This is a genomic window from Salipiger abyssi (assembly GCF_001975705.1).
Lineage (GTDB): Bacteria > Pseudomonadota > Alphaproteobacteria > Rhodobacterales > Rhodobacteraceae > Salipiger > Salipiger abyssi.
Genome location: NZ_CP015093.1, coordinates 2,885,213 through 2,899,249 on the forward strand (window position 1 = coordinate 2,885,213; position 14,037 = coordinate 2,899,249).

Below are 14,037 nucleotides of genomic sequence, written 5' to 3' on the forward strand. Positions count from 1 at the left end.
GGCGCGCGGGGGTCAGCGGAAGCGGTCGGGGGCGTAGGGCGCGAGGTCGATATTGGGCGTGTGGCCAGAGATGAGCTGGGCCAGCAGCCGCCCGGTCTTCGGCCCGCCGGTCAGCCCGACATGATCGTGGCCGAACCCCATATAGGCGCCTTTCAGCGCCGGCGCCGCGCCGATCACCGGCAGCGAATCCGCCATGGACGGCCTGTGCCCCATCCAGCGCACGGTCTTTTTCCAGCTCAGCCCCGGCATCGCCGCCCGGATCTGGCGTTCGAGCAGCGCGAAGGGCGCGTCCGAGGCCGGCAGATCCAGCCCTCCAAGCTCGACGATGCCGGCGAGCCGCAGCCGGCCCTCCATCGGTGTTGCGACGAATTTCCCGGTGGTGACCATCGCCGGCGCCCGCGGCATGACCGAGGGCTCGTAGAGCTCGATATGATAGCCGCGCTCGGATTCGAGCTGTGGCCTGACGCCAAGCTTTGCCGCCAGCGGGCCGGACCAGGCGCCGGCGGTCAGCACGGCGGCATCGCAGGCAATGGTCTCGCCGCCGATCCGCACGCCGCTGACCGCACCGCCCACCTGCACGATATCGCTGACGGCGCCGGTCACCAGTCGCGCGCCCTGCGCCTCCGCATGTGCGGCCAGCGCCTTCACATAGCGGCCCGGGTCGGAGATCCGCCCGTGGCCCGCAAAGCGCACCGCGCAGCTCAGGGCCGGGCTGAAGGCCGGGTCGTAGTCGCGCAGGGCCGGCCCCTCCAGCAGCTCCCAGCCGAACCCGTTTTCCCGCTTCACCGAAAACCCGAACGCATCGGCATCGAAGGCGGCGCGGTCGGCATAGAGATGGAGGTAATCCGCCGCATGCAGCCAGCGCTCGGCGCCGGTGCCGGTGGCGAGCGCCAGATGATCGTTATAGCTGTCGCCGATGATCGGGCGGATCGCTGCGGCGCGCCGGCGCACGGCGCCGGCAGTGGCCTGCGACAGGAAGCGCATGAGCCAGGGCGCCATTTTCGGCAGGTAGGACCACTTCACGAAAAGCGGCTGGTTCGGATCGAGCAGCATCCTCGGCGCGCTGCGCCACAGGCCGGGGCCGGGCACCGGCACCACCGAGGAGGCGGCCAGCACGCCGGCATTGCCGTGGCTGGTGCCCTCGCCGGGGCCGGTCCTGTCGATCAGTACCACGCGATGCCCCTCGCGCTGCAACCAGATCGCAGTCGAAACCCCGACGATCCCCGCGCCGATCACTGCCACCGTCTTTGTCATCCTGTCCCCTCGGTGTCGCGCAAACGCGCCTCCCGCCGCGGATCAAGCGCGTATTTCGTCGGCCTGTCAACGCGGTGGCAACCGCTGCCGCACCTTCGGTCCGGGGCAGGCGGCGCGTGCAGGGGTGCGGCATTCTGACCTGTCTGCGGCGGGTTTCCTCTCGCGCTGCGTAAGAGAGAATGCAGGGCCGGCGCCTCCGGAGGGCCGCCTGTGCCAAGGTAAGAGTAGGGAACGGGACGATGGGACGCAGCAGCGCCGAGATTTCGCAAACGCTTCAGAAGGCAAAACAGCGGCGCAACCCGCTCTGGATCGGGCTTGTCGTGGTGCTTCTGGCGGCGGCGGGGGCGTGGATCTGGCTCGGCAGCGCGTCTTCGCAGGACGGGGTGCGCTATGTGACCGAACCGGTGCGCCGGGGCAGCTTTCAGGTCGATGTGACCGCCACCGGCACCGTGCAGCCCACCACCGAGGTCACCGTTTCCTCGGAGCTGTCGGGCACGCTGGCCAGCGTCGAGGTCGATTACAACGACCGGGTGAGCGTGGGGCAGGTGCTGGCGCGGCTCGACGACACCAAGCTGCGCGCGCAGCTGACCAATGCCGAGGCCTCGCTGGCCTCTGCCACGGCTAAGCTCGTGCAGGCGGAGGCAAGCGCCCGCGAGGCGCAGTCGAATTACGACACGCAGAAACGGCTGGACGAGCGCGGGGTGACCACCCACACCGATCTCATCGCCTTCGAGGCGGCGCATGACCGCGCACAGGCTGCCGTCGAGATGGCGGCGGCGGATCTCAAGCTCGCCGAGGCCAATCTGGTGCTGGCGCAGGCGGATCTGGAGGACGCGGCCATTGTCTCGCCCATCGACGGCATCGTGCTCGACCGGCTGGCGGAGACCGGCCAGACCGTCGCCGCCAGCCTCTCGGCGCCCGAGCTCTTTACCCTGGCCGAGGATCTGCGGCGGATGGAGGTGCAGGTGGATATCGACGAGGCCGATATCGGTCGCGTCTCCGAGGGCAACCCCGCCACCTTCACAGTCGATGCCTATTCCGGCCGCCGTTTCGAGGCGCAGCTTGCGCAGCTGCGCTATGCGCCGGAAGAGACCGACGGCGTGGTGACCTACAAGGGTGTGCTGACCGTCGACAATGACGAGCTGCTGCTGCGCCCGGGGATGACGGCCACCGCCACCATCGCCGTGGCGCAGGTCGAGGACGCGCTCCTCGTGTCGAACTCGGCGCTGCGCTACGTGCCGCCGCAGACCGCCAGCGACACGGGCGGCGGCGGTGGCGGCAGCGGGCTCGTGGGGCTCGTGATGCCGTCCCGTGGGAGCCTGGGTGGCGTGAGCGGCCGTGCCGATGCCTCCACCGTCTGGGTGCTGCGCGACGGCGCGGCCGCCGAGATTGCGGTCGAGACCGGGCAGAGCGACGGTCGCAGCACCGAGATCCGTTCCGGCGATCTGGCCGAGGGCGACCTCGTGATCATCGACCAGACCGAGGCGCAATGACATGGGCGAGGAGACAACCGGCCCGCTGATCGTCCTGCGCGATGTCAGCCGCGTCTATGGCGAGGGCGAGGCCGAGGTGCGGGCGCTCGACGGGGTCGATCTGACCATAGACCAGGGCGAGTTCATCGCCATCATGGGGCCTTCGGGCTCGGGCAAATCCACCGCGATGAACATCGTCGGCTGCCTCGACCGGCCGACCGGCGGCAGCTACCTGTTCCACGATGTGGAGGTGGGCGGGCTCGACCGCGACCAGCGCGCGATCCTGCGGCGCGAATATCTCGGCTTCGTCTTTCAGGGCTTCAACCTGCTGCCGCGCTCGACGGCGCTGGAGAATGTCGAGCTGCCGCTGATCTACAAGGGCGTGCCGCCCGCCGAGCGCGCCGCGCGGGCGCGGTCTGCACTGGAGAAGGTCGGGCTTGCGGGCCGCGAGCATCACCAGCCCTCACAGCTATCGGGCGGCCAGCAGCAGCGCGTCGCCATTGCGCGGGCCATTGTCGACAACCCGATGGTGCTGCTCGCTGACGAGCCGACGGGCAATCTCGACACCCACCGCTCGCGCGAGATCATGGAGCTGCTCGTGGCGCTCAACCGCGATGACGGTATCACCATCATCATGGTCACCCACGAGGAAGACATGGCGGAATATGCCCACCGCATCGTGCTGTTTGTCGACGGGCGGGTGCAGAGCGAAGATTACCGGCCGGCGGAACGGGAGGGTTAGATCATGCTTTGGGAAACCGTGCGCCTGGCGCTTCTGGCGATCACGCGCAATGCGCTGCGCTCCTTCCTGACGGTGCTGGGGGTGGTGATCGGCGTTGCCGCCGTCATCGCCATGGTGACCATCGGGCAGGGCTCTTCGGAACAGGTGACCGCGGATGTGGAGAGCCTCGGCAGCGACGTGCTGATGCTGCGCCCCGGCAGCAGCTTCGGCGGCCCGGGCGTGTCTGACACCGTCGCCGAGTTCACCCTGCGCGATGCCGATGCGCTGGGCGAGCTCAGCGTGCTTTCGGCGGTGGCCCCGGTGGTCAACAGCCCCGCCACCGCCGTCTATGGCAACGCCAACAGCAGCACCACGGTGACCGGCAGCAGCAACGATTATCTCGACGTGGCGAACTGGACGATCCTGCGCGGGCGCAGCTTCAGCCCCGCCGAGGAAAGCTCGGGCGCGGCGGTCTGCATCCTCGGCGAAAGCGTCCGCCAGGAGCTTTTCGGCAATGCCGATCCCACCGGCGAGACGATCCGGATCAAGACCGTGTCCTGCGATGTGATCGGCTATCTCGAAGCCAAGGGCGCGGGCATGATGGGGCAGGATCAGGACGACCTGATCCTGATGCCGATCCGCGCCGTGCAGCGGCGGCTGGTGGGATCCACCGATGTGTCGAGCTTCCAGCTGGCGCTGGCGCCCGGGGTCTCGGCGGATCGTGGCACCCGCGAGATCGAGGCGCTGATGCGCGAGCGCCGGCGGATCCAGATCGACGAGGCCGACGATTTCCGCGTCATGGACATGGCGCAGATCGCCTCCATGCTGACCTCGGTGAACTCCGTGCTGACCGGACTTTTGTCGGCGGTGGCGGCGGTGAGCCTGCTGGTGGGCGGCATCGGCATCATGAACATCATGCTGGTCTCGGTCACCGAGCGCACGCGCGAGATCGGCATCCGGCTCGCCATCGGCGCCACCGCCCGGCAGGTGCTGACACAGTTTCTGGTCGAGGCGATCGTGCTGTCGGTGCTGGGCGGGGTGATCGGTATCCTGCTGGGCTTTGCCATCGCCTTCGCGGCCGCGCAGCTCATGGCGATTCCGTTTACGCCGAGCATCGAGATCGTCGGCCTCGCCTTTGTGTTTTCGGGGCTGGTTGGCGTGGTCTTCGGCTATTTCCCCGCCCGCCGCGCCGCCCGGCTCGACCCGATTGAGGCGCTGCGCCACCAGTGATCGCCGTTCCCTGTCGCCGGTTATGCCGGGGAAGGCGATTTTCGGTCTATTGGAAAATGCAGATGGGGTCTTTCAAGGTGAGTAAGCTGTCCGAACATCATTGCCACAAGCTGCACCAGCTCTAAGAGGTGGACGGCTCGGAAATCGTCTGGACGCCCACCGACCGGGAGGCTTTCAATGCGGGTGCGCCGGAATGGGTGCGCCGCATTCTCTGCGAAGCCTGCGAAACCAGGTTGCGCCCGGCTGACCTGATCAAGCTGACCCCGGCCCACGTCGAACAGACCCCGCGCGGTTGTCGCCTGCGTGTCAGGACGAACAAGCGCAAACGGCTGGCACATATCCCGATCACGCCGGCGCTGGCCGAGGGGATCGACACCACCCCACCGGGCCGATTGCTGATCCTGAAGAACGCCAGCGGCAACGCGCTGACCCCGCACCGCGCGTCGGAGGGGGGCCGCCAGTGGCGCGACAAGGCAAAGCTGTCCGATGAACTGCGCCTGTACGATGCGCGCGACGCGGCTGCTGAACGCGGGACTGTCCCTCGCTGAGATCGCCAATCACATGGGGTGGCCCGTTCGCTATGCGGCGAATTTGACCGAGCGCTACGCCCGCGTCTCGCCCGACGAAACCGATGCTGCTCTGGTCAAACCGGCCCAAGCGAAAGGGGCGTAGCAGGAACAAAACTGTAAACGCTCATGTAAACAGTGAAGCCCGCGCAAGCACCGGTGACACGCAAGTGCTTGAAAGTAAATGGAGGCGAGTACCGGACCCGCTACCGTTTTTCTAAACCACTGGAAGGCATGAACAATCGAGTGCGAGGTTGAGTTGTGTGTCGCACTTCGTGTCACACTTATGCTGTCTGGGTTGTGTTTTTGTCAACCGGCGCGTTTCGGCTGCGGTGGCCTTCTATCCTCCTATGGATAACCAGACTGAGGCCTTTGCTTGAAGGGAGGACGGGTTACGTCTTGCCATTTCTTTCCCTGCTATAGGTGGCCCGGATGCTGATCCTCCCGGTCCTTCCTGTGTCCTTTGGTGCGGGCGAAGCGCGAGGCGGGGCGTATCCTTGCCCGCGCAGGTAGGGTGCGGGGGGGAAGTTCGTACTTGCAATGTATGGATAGCGCCACGAAAAAATGTTTCGGAAAATCTCGGCGTGCTCACTATTTCTTCGAAATGTCCAGAACGAAAACATCAAGTAGGCCTCTAAGTTCTAAAGGGATTTCGGCTTCTAGTTGACGCTTTAACTCCATCGGTTCTTTGATTCCGTGTCTCTTCCTCCCTGCCACCTTTTCATTCTCTCCGAACCAAAGGACAAGATATATACCTTGTTTTTCTGCGTCCGGATGGATTGCATACAAGTTATTCAGTTGTTCCGAGGCAGCCTCGTAAAGCTTTGGGTGCCATTGCCCCTTGACCTCGGTTACCAGCAGACGCCTTGCGCTGCCTAATAGTTTTCCAGCCGTAAAGTCGCAGCGCTTATCATGCTTTAGATGGTGTTCTGGCGTGATTGTAATGCTTTGAGGTCGCAGTATCAGGTCTAGCCGTTCAGCAATGATCTTGGTGCACGGTTCTTCGTCTAGCCTATCTTCTCCAGCGTAGAAAAGCTTTGCCGTATCGAACTCTCCACCGTCTATTGCTGCTTGTAGTTGCGATAATTCGTGCAGCACGAGTTTTCTCAGTCCATCGACCGTAACCACCGCGCCGTGGTCTAGCATTTCCACAATTTGCTGTGGTGTCGGTGGGGTGAAATCTGCAAGAGCTTTCTTTCTGGTCTGAGCAGAGCGTATGCTTTTGAGGTCTTTGACGATATCAGCGTAACGGCTATCAGCGATCAGACGTCTCAAAACGGGTATTGCTGCGTCAGGATGATCGCTGGAAATTGTCCACACCAGCTCAGTGAGGCAGCGATACGCAACTTCTCCTTTTGGACTGTCCGATACATAGCTGTTTGGCAAAGGAACCTTTGGCCAAACGCCTATGAACGCATCAAGGATGGCCTCGACCTTACAAGAGGTCAGGCTTGGCCATGCTTCATAGTCGATGCGATTACCTCGTCCGCTCCGCTCATAGATTGCGAGAACCGTATCCTTGTCTGCTGCAAGCCAATCAAAGTAGACGTCTGGTAACGCAGGAATGAAATACAGCGCGCGCAAGAACCAAAACTTTCGCCTTTGCTCCAGCTCTTCGTCTTCAGTCTGATTTGGCCAGAAAAACATAAACTCGGCACAGCGTTCGAGAACAAGTTCTTTAAGTCGCTCACGATCCGCAAATCCTGCGGCGATGTTGAATAGTGTATCTAGAGTGTGGAAGGGCAGTGCTCGATAGCGAGCCAGCCAGTCAATAGACAGTTTTGCGCGGAGCGGGTGGAACTCCTCTTTGTATCCAAGCCAGCTTGAATTGGTATGACCTTTGGTGCCCTGAGCCAACTGAGGCTCTACATATCTACGCAAGAAGCTTTCCACATCAGCCATACTCGGGAAAATTTTTGCGTCGATTGCGGTTTCAAAAGCCTTCGCTTCGTCCTCGGAGACGCCCTGATAGTTACCAAGGTCGGTTTTCACAATCTCTAGGGTTTCTTTCGAAATGTGGGATATTTCCCCTGTTGCTCGAAATTCAGCAATGCAGGCAGCGTGCAATACGCGAGCCACATTGTGCCAGTTGCCAAGCGCGACATCTTTCAGCGACGGAACGTACTCAGCGAGAAAGTCAAAGCAGTTCCTCAACGCTTTCTCGTGGTCGACACGCCCGCCAAGCTCTTCCTCTAAATCATGCGGCTGGATCAGGTAGAGGCATGCAATTCGATAAAGCCATGGCCAGTGCCTGCCGTTCTCGATCAGCTGTCTATCTCTAAGCAGCGACGCTTGGTTCGCATCTGCAACGGCCTTATCGCGCCTCTTCCATCTCCTTTCGGACCAGTATCTCCTTTCACGACGCTCACGCATCATTTGTTGATAGTTTCGATTCCTTTTCGACCACTCCTCCAGAAAAATCCTTTTCTCTTTGGCTTGCATTCGCATTTTTTTGCGGAGTTTATCGGGGCCACGTTGCTCAGGTTCACGATGGTAATTGTGGGCGGCAAGAAACTCACTCCACAGTGCAACATTATCGCGGTCGAATGCTAGGTCGGCCATGAACTCCCAGTCATTGGGTTGGAAATGCAAACCAGAGTGGGATTGCCATTCAAACTGCTCAAACCGTATTTCCCGAATACGTTCCGCATCCGTCTCATGACCCAATGCGATTTGCATGATACCTTGCCGAAGATCGTCGTTATCCCTCAGCAATCGGACAGATGCTGAGCGATCTGGCGACATAGAGCTATGGAAATTTAGCTTCTTTACCCAACCCCAGAAACGCTTTGGGTCGTGTGGTTTGTCGCTGACCTCGCAATAATGATCCAACAATAGCCCGATGATCTTGCTGATCCCATTTCGACAGTGGCAGTCATGGGCTTTCTGACCACATTTACACGTCAAATCCACCGATAGAGAGTCAAGCAAGTCTGTGGTCTGCTTGCAGTCCAGTGTTTCGATAAGGTTACGTAAAAAGTACCTAGCGCCAATAAAACGTTCGCTAGACCGTCTCGCTCTTGGGTATAGGTTTGCAAAGACACGTAGATAGCCCGTTAGGTAGCTGTTCGAGAATTGAGAAACCCCCAACTGTTGGATTATCTTTGCAGCTACCTTCATAGACACCGGATCGGCTTGGAAGATCAACTGAGCCAAGTTGGCATTATGGATAAAGCCCGGTGTTGCTAGTAGCAGCGTAGCCGCCATGACACGTGTATGTTCATTTGCTTCGGTCGAAAGACAAAGTGCACTCAACTCAACAGACAATTGCGCCGTCGCTGGCGAGCCTTCCAGCAGTTCAAGAATTAGGTCGCGAAACTGCCCGTCTGATTGTGGGGAAAGGTGAGGTCTAACCTCATCAACAACTTCTGCACTGAACAAGCCAGCTACACTAAAACGCCTCCAAAAGTCACCTCTACGAAAATACGGGTCTTGGTCCTCGACGTCCTTCAAACGCCGAACAAGGCGGCGCTTTGATGTCGAGGCCAGTTGAGATGGATCGCCGTTCGCAAGAACAGCGTAGGCGTCGAGGTCAATCGCGGCTTCTTGTATGGGCTTGTTTCCAAGCGAAGCCATCCAGCCGACAAGCCCTCGTAGTTCATCACGTACAGTTGAGTTTGGGGCGATGATCGGCAAGCTTCGCCCAAGTGTAAGTGCGTCACTTGGATCGGCTATTCGTTTTGTAAGGTAGTCGGCTGCAGCGAATTCCGCTATGATCTTGTGAACTGGTCGATGGGTGTCTACTATTTCGCCCGGCTTGAACATTCGGGTTGCTAGGATTGTTTGCTTGCTGCCCGCGTCCGCAACCAGAGTATCCATGAGTGGATATAGAGCGTCTTCGTTTGCCTCACTGGTTGTCACGCCTTCTGCGCCTGACATCAGCAATTTTGCGAAGACCTCCGATGCTTCTTGCACCTTCTGGCCGGCAGGCAAAGAACCGGCAGTTCTTCTCACACTAGCATTGGCTTCTTTGGCCAATCTTTCCAGCGCTTGTTGAAAGATTGATCGTTTGTCGGAAAATTTGCGACCACTCTCAATGTATGCGTCTGCAAACAGCTTTAGAAATTGAGGATTGGGGAGGATTGCCTCTAGGTCAAACCTCGCAACTTCGGATTGGAAAGCTTCAAAATCTTCGCTTGGGATATAGTTTTCAAAGATCCTCTTTTGTTCATCTACCGTGAACTCGGACAATCTCACAACAAGTGGCGTTTCGCCAAAAAAGTCCTGAAAGGCTCTATTTGCTGAGTTGCCCCATTCGCTTGATCTACTCGAAATTAATAGCTTTGACGGGTCTGCGGAAAGCGCGGATGCGAGCAACTTATCAATGCCGCTGGCGTCAACCTTTGCCAATTCATCGTAAGCATCGATGACAAGTGGTGCGCCCTTTCCGACTACACCAGTATGGATAAAACGGTTCGCTGTTAGGACAGGCGTTTTCAGTTGCCTTCCCAAGCTTTCCATCAAGCTGGTTTTGCCTCCGCCCGGTTCCGCCAAAACGACGATGAAGCGCGGTCCTACAAGAAGCTGGGCTTCACTGTACGTTTCGCTTACCTCTAGGAGTGTGCGCGGCAAATAAAAATCTTTACTCATGCTTGCAACATATGGTGCTGGGTTGCATCCTTCCAGCTAAATTTGGTGACGACGTTGCGCTTGTCGCCATTCTCTAAGTACTCGTTGGACTGGACGTATCCTGAACTCAAGCAGATGAAGAAAACAGATAGATACGCACACGAAAACGCTCGCCCGTTTGACCCTCAGTGGACTGCCGGAACAGCGAGGCTGATCGAGTTTCTGGGTGGCTTGTGCGCGGACCTGACCGCCGCGAGAGAGAAGCCACACAAGGCCGATGCACGGCCGCGTTTTGAAGCAGCCATCAAGGCCCTTGTGCTGGACCTGTTCCGGGCACATGAGAGCGACCCCACACTTGAGGTTGGTGTGGCGACCGGCAGGACCTCTGTACAGGAGGTTTGCAAATCTCGCTACGGGGCTTCCTTCGTAAACGGTGTCGCCACCCCACATTGCCGACGGGATCAGCCATTGCGAGTTGATACGCATCCAAAGAAAAGGAGTGCGTTTCGCAATGTTCGCAAAGAGTTCGTTCCTCACGGCGCTTGGTGTTGAAGTCTTCGCCTCGGGGCAGAGGCGCTGGCCGGATCATGTGAAGGCGCAGGCGGTGGCCGAGACCCTGGAGCCTGGGGCGACGGTGTCAGGTGTCGCCGCGCGCTACGAGATCATGCCGAGCCAGCTGACGGCGTGGCGGCGGCTGGCCAAGGATGGCAAGCTCGTGCTGCCTGCGGTCGAGATCGATGAGCCGGTTTTCGCACCTCTGGTCGTCCGGGATGAGACCACGACGGCCCCCGAGCCCGAGCGGCACCGCGCCGAGGCGCCAGTTAGGGTTGTCCGGGGTTCGGTCATCATCGAGCTCGCACAGGATGCGCCCGCGGCCCGGATTGCCGAGATAGTCCACGCGCTGGAGGCGCATCCATGTTGATGCCCTCGCAGGGCGTGCGGATCCTGGTGGCGACACAGCCGGTGGACTTCCGGAAAGGCCATGACGGTCTCGCAGCGCTGGTCCAGTCGACGCTGGCCGAGGACCCATTTACCGGCACCGTCTTCGTCTTCCGCTCGAAGCGGGCCGACCGGTTGAAGATCCTGTTCTGGGACGGCAGTGGGCTCGTGATGGCCTACAAGCGGCTGGAAGAAAGCACCTTCACCTGGCCGGCGATCCGCGACGGGGCCATGACCCTGAACCGCGCGCAATTCGAGGCCCTGTTTGCCGGCCTGGACTGGCGCCGGGTGCGGTCACTGGAGGTGCGTCGGCCGGCTGTGGCAGAGTGACTCGCCCCGACGAATGACGGGGCATCGGCGCATTTGGCGCGGTATGATCTGCGCATGTCCAGCGCCCCACCCATCGATCTGTCCGCGATCCCCGAAAGCCAGCGCGCCGCCGTGCTGGCGGTGCTGCAGGAGCGTGACGCGCTGAAGGACGCGAACCGGCGGCTCGAGCATCTCGTGGCCGAGCTGAACCATGTCGTGCATGGCAAGCGGTCCGAGAAGCTGAGCGATGATGACCGACAGCTGGCCTTCGAGGACCTGGAAACCGCCGTCGCCGAGGTCGAGACCCGCAAGGAGCAGGTTGCGCCGTCGACGGCCACGCCGCGCCCGGCACGGCGTCGCAACCTGGGCCATCTGCCTGCCGAGTTGCCGCGCATCGAGCGTGTCCTGGAACCCGCAAGCCTCGATTGTCCATGTGGCTGCGGCCGGATGCACCGGATCGGCGAGGACCGCACCGAGCGCCTCGACATCATCCCGGCGCAACTCCGGGTCCTGGTCGACACCCGGCCGAAGTATGCCTGCCTTGTCTGTTCGGACGGGGTCACCCAGGCGCCAGCAGCACCTTGGCTGATCGAAGGTGGGCTACCGACCGAGGGCGCCATCGCGCATGTCCTGATGTCCAAGTTCGCGGACCACCTGCCGTTCTACCGCCAAAGCCAGATCCTGGCGCGCTCCGGCATCCAGATCGACCGCAGCACCCTGGCGGACTGGGCCGGCACAGCAGCCTTCCATCTCGGCCCCGTGGTCGACAGGCTGACCGAGCATCTCAAGTCGTCCGGCAAGCTGTTCATGGACGAGACCACCGCCCCGGTCCTCGACCCAGGCCGTGGCCGAACCAAGACCGGCTACCTCTGGGCGCTTGCCCGGGATGACCGCGGATGGGGCGGAGAGGACCCGCCCGGCGTGGTCTTCACCTACCATCCCAGCCGCGCAGGGGCGCATGCAGAGCAGATCCTGCAGGGCTTCGACGGAATCCTGCAGCTTGATGGCTATACCGGTTACGATCGGTTGACGCGCCCCTCCCGCAAGGGCGGCGCGCCGATCACGGTTGCCCACTGCTGGGCACACGCTCGCCGCAAGCTGAAGGAAGTCTTCGACCGCGACGGCTCCGAGATTGCGGCCGAGGGACTGCGCCGGATTGCCGAGTTCTATCGCATCGAAGCCGAGATCCGCGGTATGGGCCCCGGCCAGCGTCTGTCTGCCCGACAGGCCCGCAGCGCGCCCCTCGTGGCCGCGTTCGGCGATTGGCTGCAGGCGCAACGTCTTCGCGTCTCCGCAAAATCCCGGCTCGGCGAGAAGCTGACCTACATCCATCGCCACTGGCCCGGCCTGCAGACCTTCCTCCACGATGGCCGCGTCGAGATCGACTCCAACGCCGTCGAGAACCTGATCCGACCGATCGCGTTGACGAGAAAGAATGCCCTCTTCGCCGGCCACGATGAGGGCGGCCGCACATGGGCTCGCGCCGCCTCCCTGATCGCCACCGCAAAGATCAACGGCGTCGAGCCTTTCGCCTACCTGAAGGCGACCCTCGAGGCCATCGCCGCCGGTCACCCGGCCAGCAGGATCGACGAGCTCCTGCCCTGGAACTTCAACCCGGCAAGCTGATCCCGCGTGGGGCGCAGACAGCGCTTACCTTCCTTCCTGTCAGCCCGTACCTTTGTGGATGCGGTGAAGGCGCTTGAAAGCGCCGATTTGATCACTGTCAGCACGTCGCATTGGGACGATCCCGCGAAGAAGAACAGCCGTGTGGCCCGATACATGGCGACCCCTTCTGACCTGCTCCCCATAGAGTCCGCGTTTTTTAGTTCGCTCTGTTCAGGGTTTGGTCCTCTACTGACCGTTGGTGATACTCCCACGGTGTGAGCCCGTCGAGGCTCGTGTGGGGGCGATGGTGGTTGTAGTCTTCGCGCCAGGCCGAGATAAGCTCCCGGGCGTGGCGCAGGTTGGCGAACAGGTGCTCGTTCAGGCACTCGTCGCGCAGGCGGCCATTAAAGCTCTCGACGAAGCCGTTCTGCATGGGCTTTCCTGGCGCGATGTAATGCCACTCGACCTTGCGGTCCTCCTGCCATTTCAGGATGGCATTCGATGTCAGCTCCGTTCCGTTGTCACTGACCACCATACATGGATAGCCGCGCACCCGGGCGATGCTGTCGAGCTCACGGCCGACACGTTGCCCCGACAGCGAAGTGTCCACGACCGTCGCCAGGCATTCCCGGCTGAAGTCGTCGATGACGCACAGCACCCGGAACCGGCGCCCGTCTGAGAGGCTGTCCGAGACGAAGTCCAGGGACCATCGCTGGTTCGGCCCTTGTGGGATCGCCATCGGGGCCCTCGTTCCGATCGCGCGCTTGCGACCGCCGCGCTTGCGCACTGTCAGGCCCTCTTCCCGGTAGATCCGGTAAAGCTTCTTCCAGTTCACCTTCCAGCCTTCGCGACCAAGAAGCAGGTGCAGCCTTCGATAGCCGAAGCGACGCCGTTCGCTGGAAATCGCCTTCAGCCTCTCCCGCAGCTCGGCGTCTACAGGTCTAATTGATCCACGTCGATACACACGCGGGTCGATCCCGGCCAGGGCACAGGCCCGCCGCTGGTTGTAGTTCTTCTCTGTCATGGCCCAGTCCACGGCTCGTCGCCTTGCACCGGGCTTCAGAAGTTTTTTCCCAGCATCTCCTTGAGCGTGGCCACATCCAGCATCTGCTCCGCGAGCATCTTCTTGAGCTTCGCATTCTCAGCCTCCAGCGCCTTCAGCCGTTTGGCCTCCGACACCTCCATGCCGCCATACTTCGAGCGCCACTTGTAGAACGTGCCGTCACTGATGCCATGCTTCCGGCACAGCTCCTTGGCACCTATCCCGGCCTGGTGCTCCTTTAAAATGCCAATGATCTGCTCTTCGCTGAAACGGCTTTTCCGCATTGTCTGTCTCCTCGTTTGGAGAACAGGCTAACTTCAAAACGCGGAC

10 protein-coding genes are annotated in these 14,037 nt (G+C 61.2%); 7 read left to right on the plus strand and 3 right to left on the minus strand.

Features of this window, described 5'->3' with window-relative positions:
• Nucleotides 1-12 precede the first annotated feature (12 nt).
• Nucleotides 13-1,254 (minus strand): NAD(P)/FAD-dependent oxidoreductase, encoded by a 1,242-nt coding sequence (locus Ga0080574_RS17580; RefSeq protein WP_076702747.1) that lies wholly within the window; start codon nucleotides 1,252-1,254, stop codon nucleotides 13-15.
• A gap of 239 nt (nucleotides 1,255-1,493) precedes the next feature.
• Between Ga0080574_RS17580 and Ga0080574_RS17585 the strand changes: the two genes are divergently transcribed.
• The 4 genes from Ga0080574_RS17585 (at nucleotide 1,494) to Ga0080574_RS17600 (ending at nucleotide 5,225) form a co-directional block, all read left to right on the plus strand.
• Nucleotides 1,494-2,747 carry an efflux RND transporter periplasmic adaptor subunit gene (locus Ga0080574_RS17585; protein WP_076702749.1) on the plus strand — a complete coding sequence of 418 codons (1,254 nt, stop codon included), beginning with the start codon at nucleotides 1,494-1,496 and terminating at the stop codon, nucleotides 2,745-2,747.
• A 1-nt stretch (nucleotide 2,748) separates the two neighbouring features.
• On the plus strand, nucleotides 2,749-3,468 hold the full coding sequence (locus Ga0080574_RS17590) for an ABC transporter ATP-binding protein (RefSeq protein WP_076702751.1): 720 nt from the start codon (nucleotides 2,749-2,751) through the stop codon (nucleotides 3,466-3,468).
• A gap of 3 nt (nucleotides 3,469-3,471) precedes the next feature.
• Nucleotides 3,472-4,677 (plus strand): ABC transporter permease, encoded by a 1,206-nt coding sequence (locus Ga0080574_RS17595; protein ID WP_076702753.1) that lies wholly within the window; start codon nucleotides 3,472-3,474, stop codon nucleotides 4,675-4,677.
• Nucleotides 4,678-4,805: 128 nt separating this feature from the next.
• Entirely contained in the window at nucleotides 4,806-5,225 is a 420-nt protein-coding gene (locus tag Ga0080574_RS17600) for a site-specific integrase (RefSeq protein WP_076702756.1), read from the plus strand.
• Nucleotides 5,226-5,834: 609 nt separating this feature from the next.
• On the opposite strand, the gene eruA is transcribed toward Ga0080574_RS17600, so the two are convergent.
• Nucleotides 5,835-9,833 (minus strand): NACHT domain-containing antiphage protein EruA, encoded by a 3,999-nt coding sequence (gene eruA / locus Ga0080574_RS17605; RefSeq protein WP_076702758.1) that lies wholly within the window; start codon nucleotides 9,831-9,833, stop codon nucleotides 5,835-5,837.
• 490 nt (nucleotides 9,834-10,323) lie between these two features.
• On the opposite strand from eruA, the gene tnpA reads away from it, so the two are divergent.
• From tnpA to tnpC, 3 genes are read left to right on the plus strand one after another with little or no spacing between them, the layout of a single operon-like run.
• Entirely contained in the window at nucleotides 10,324-10,734 is a 411-nt protein-coding gene (gene tnpA, locus Ga0080574_RS26965) for an IS66-like element accessory protein TnpA (protein WP_076695206.1), read from the plus strand.
• Nucleotides 10,728-11,081, plus strand: a complete 354-nt coding sequence (gene tnpB / locus Ga0080574_RS17615; protein WP_076695208.1) for an IS66 family insertion sequence element accessory protein TnpB — start codon at nucleotides 10,728-10,730, stop codon at nucleotides 11,079-11,081. The genes tnpA and tnpB overlap by 7 nt, the downstream gene beginning before the upstream one ends.
• Nucleotides 11,082-11,135: 54 nt before the next feature.
• Nucleotides 11,136-12,686, plus strand: coding sequence for an IS66 family transposase (tnpC, locus tag Ga0080574_RS17620; RefSeq protein ID WP_076695246.1), 1,551 nt, complete (start codon nucleotides 11,136-11,138; stop codon nucleotides 12,684-12,686).
• A gap of 196 nt (nucleotides 12,687-12,882) precedes the next feature.
• On the opposite strand, the gene Ga0080574_RS17625 is transcribed toward tnpC, so the two are convergent.
• Nucleotides 12,883-13,991, minus strand: a protein-coding gene (locus Ga0080574_RS17625) for an IS3 family transposase (RefSeq protein WP_156876303.1) whose coding sequence is annotated in 2 segments (ribosomal slippage) — nucleotides 12,883-13,742 and nucleotides 13,742-13,991 — 1,110 coding nt in all. Because the reading frame shifts where the segments join, the coding sequence is not laid out codon by codon here.
• Between the last annotated feature and the right edge of the window lie 46 nt (nucleotides 13,992-14,037).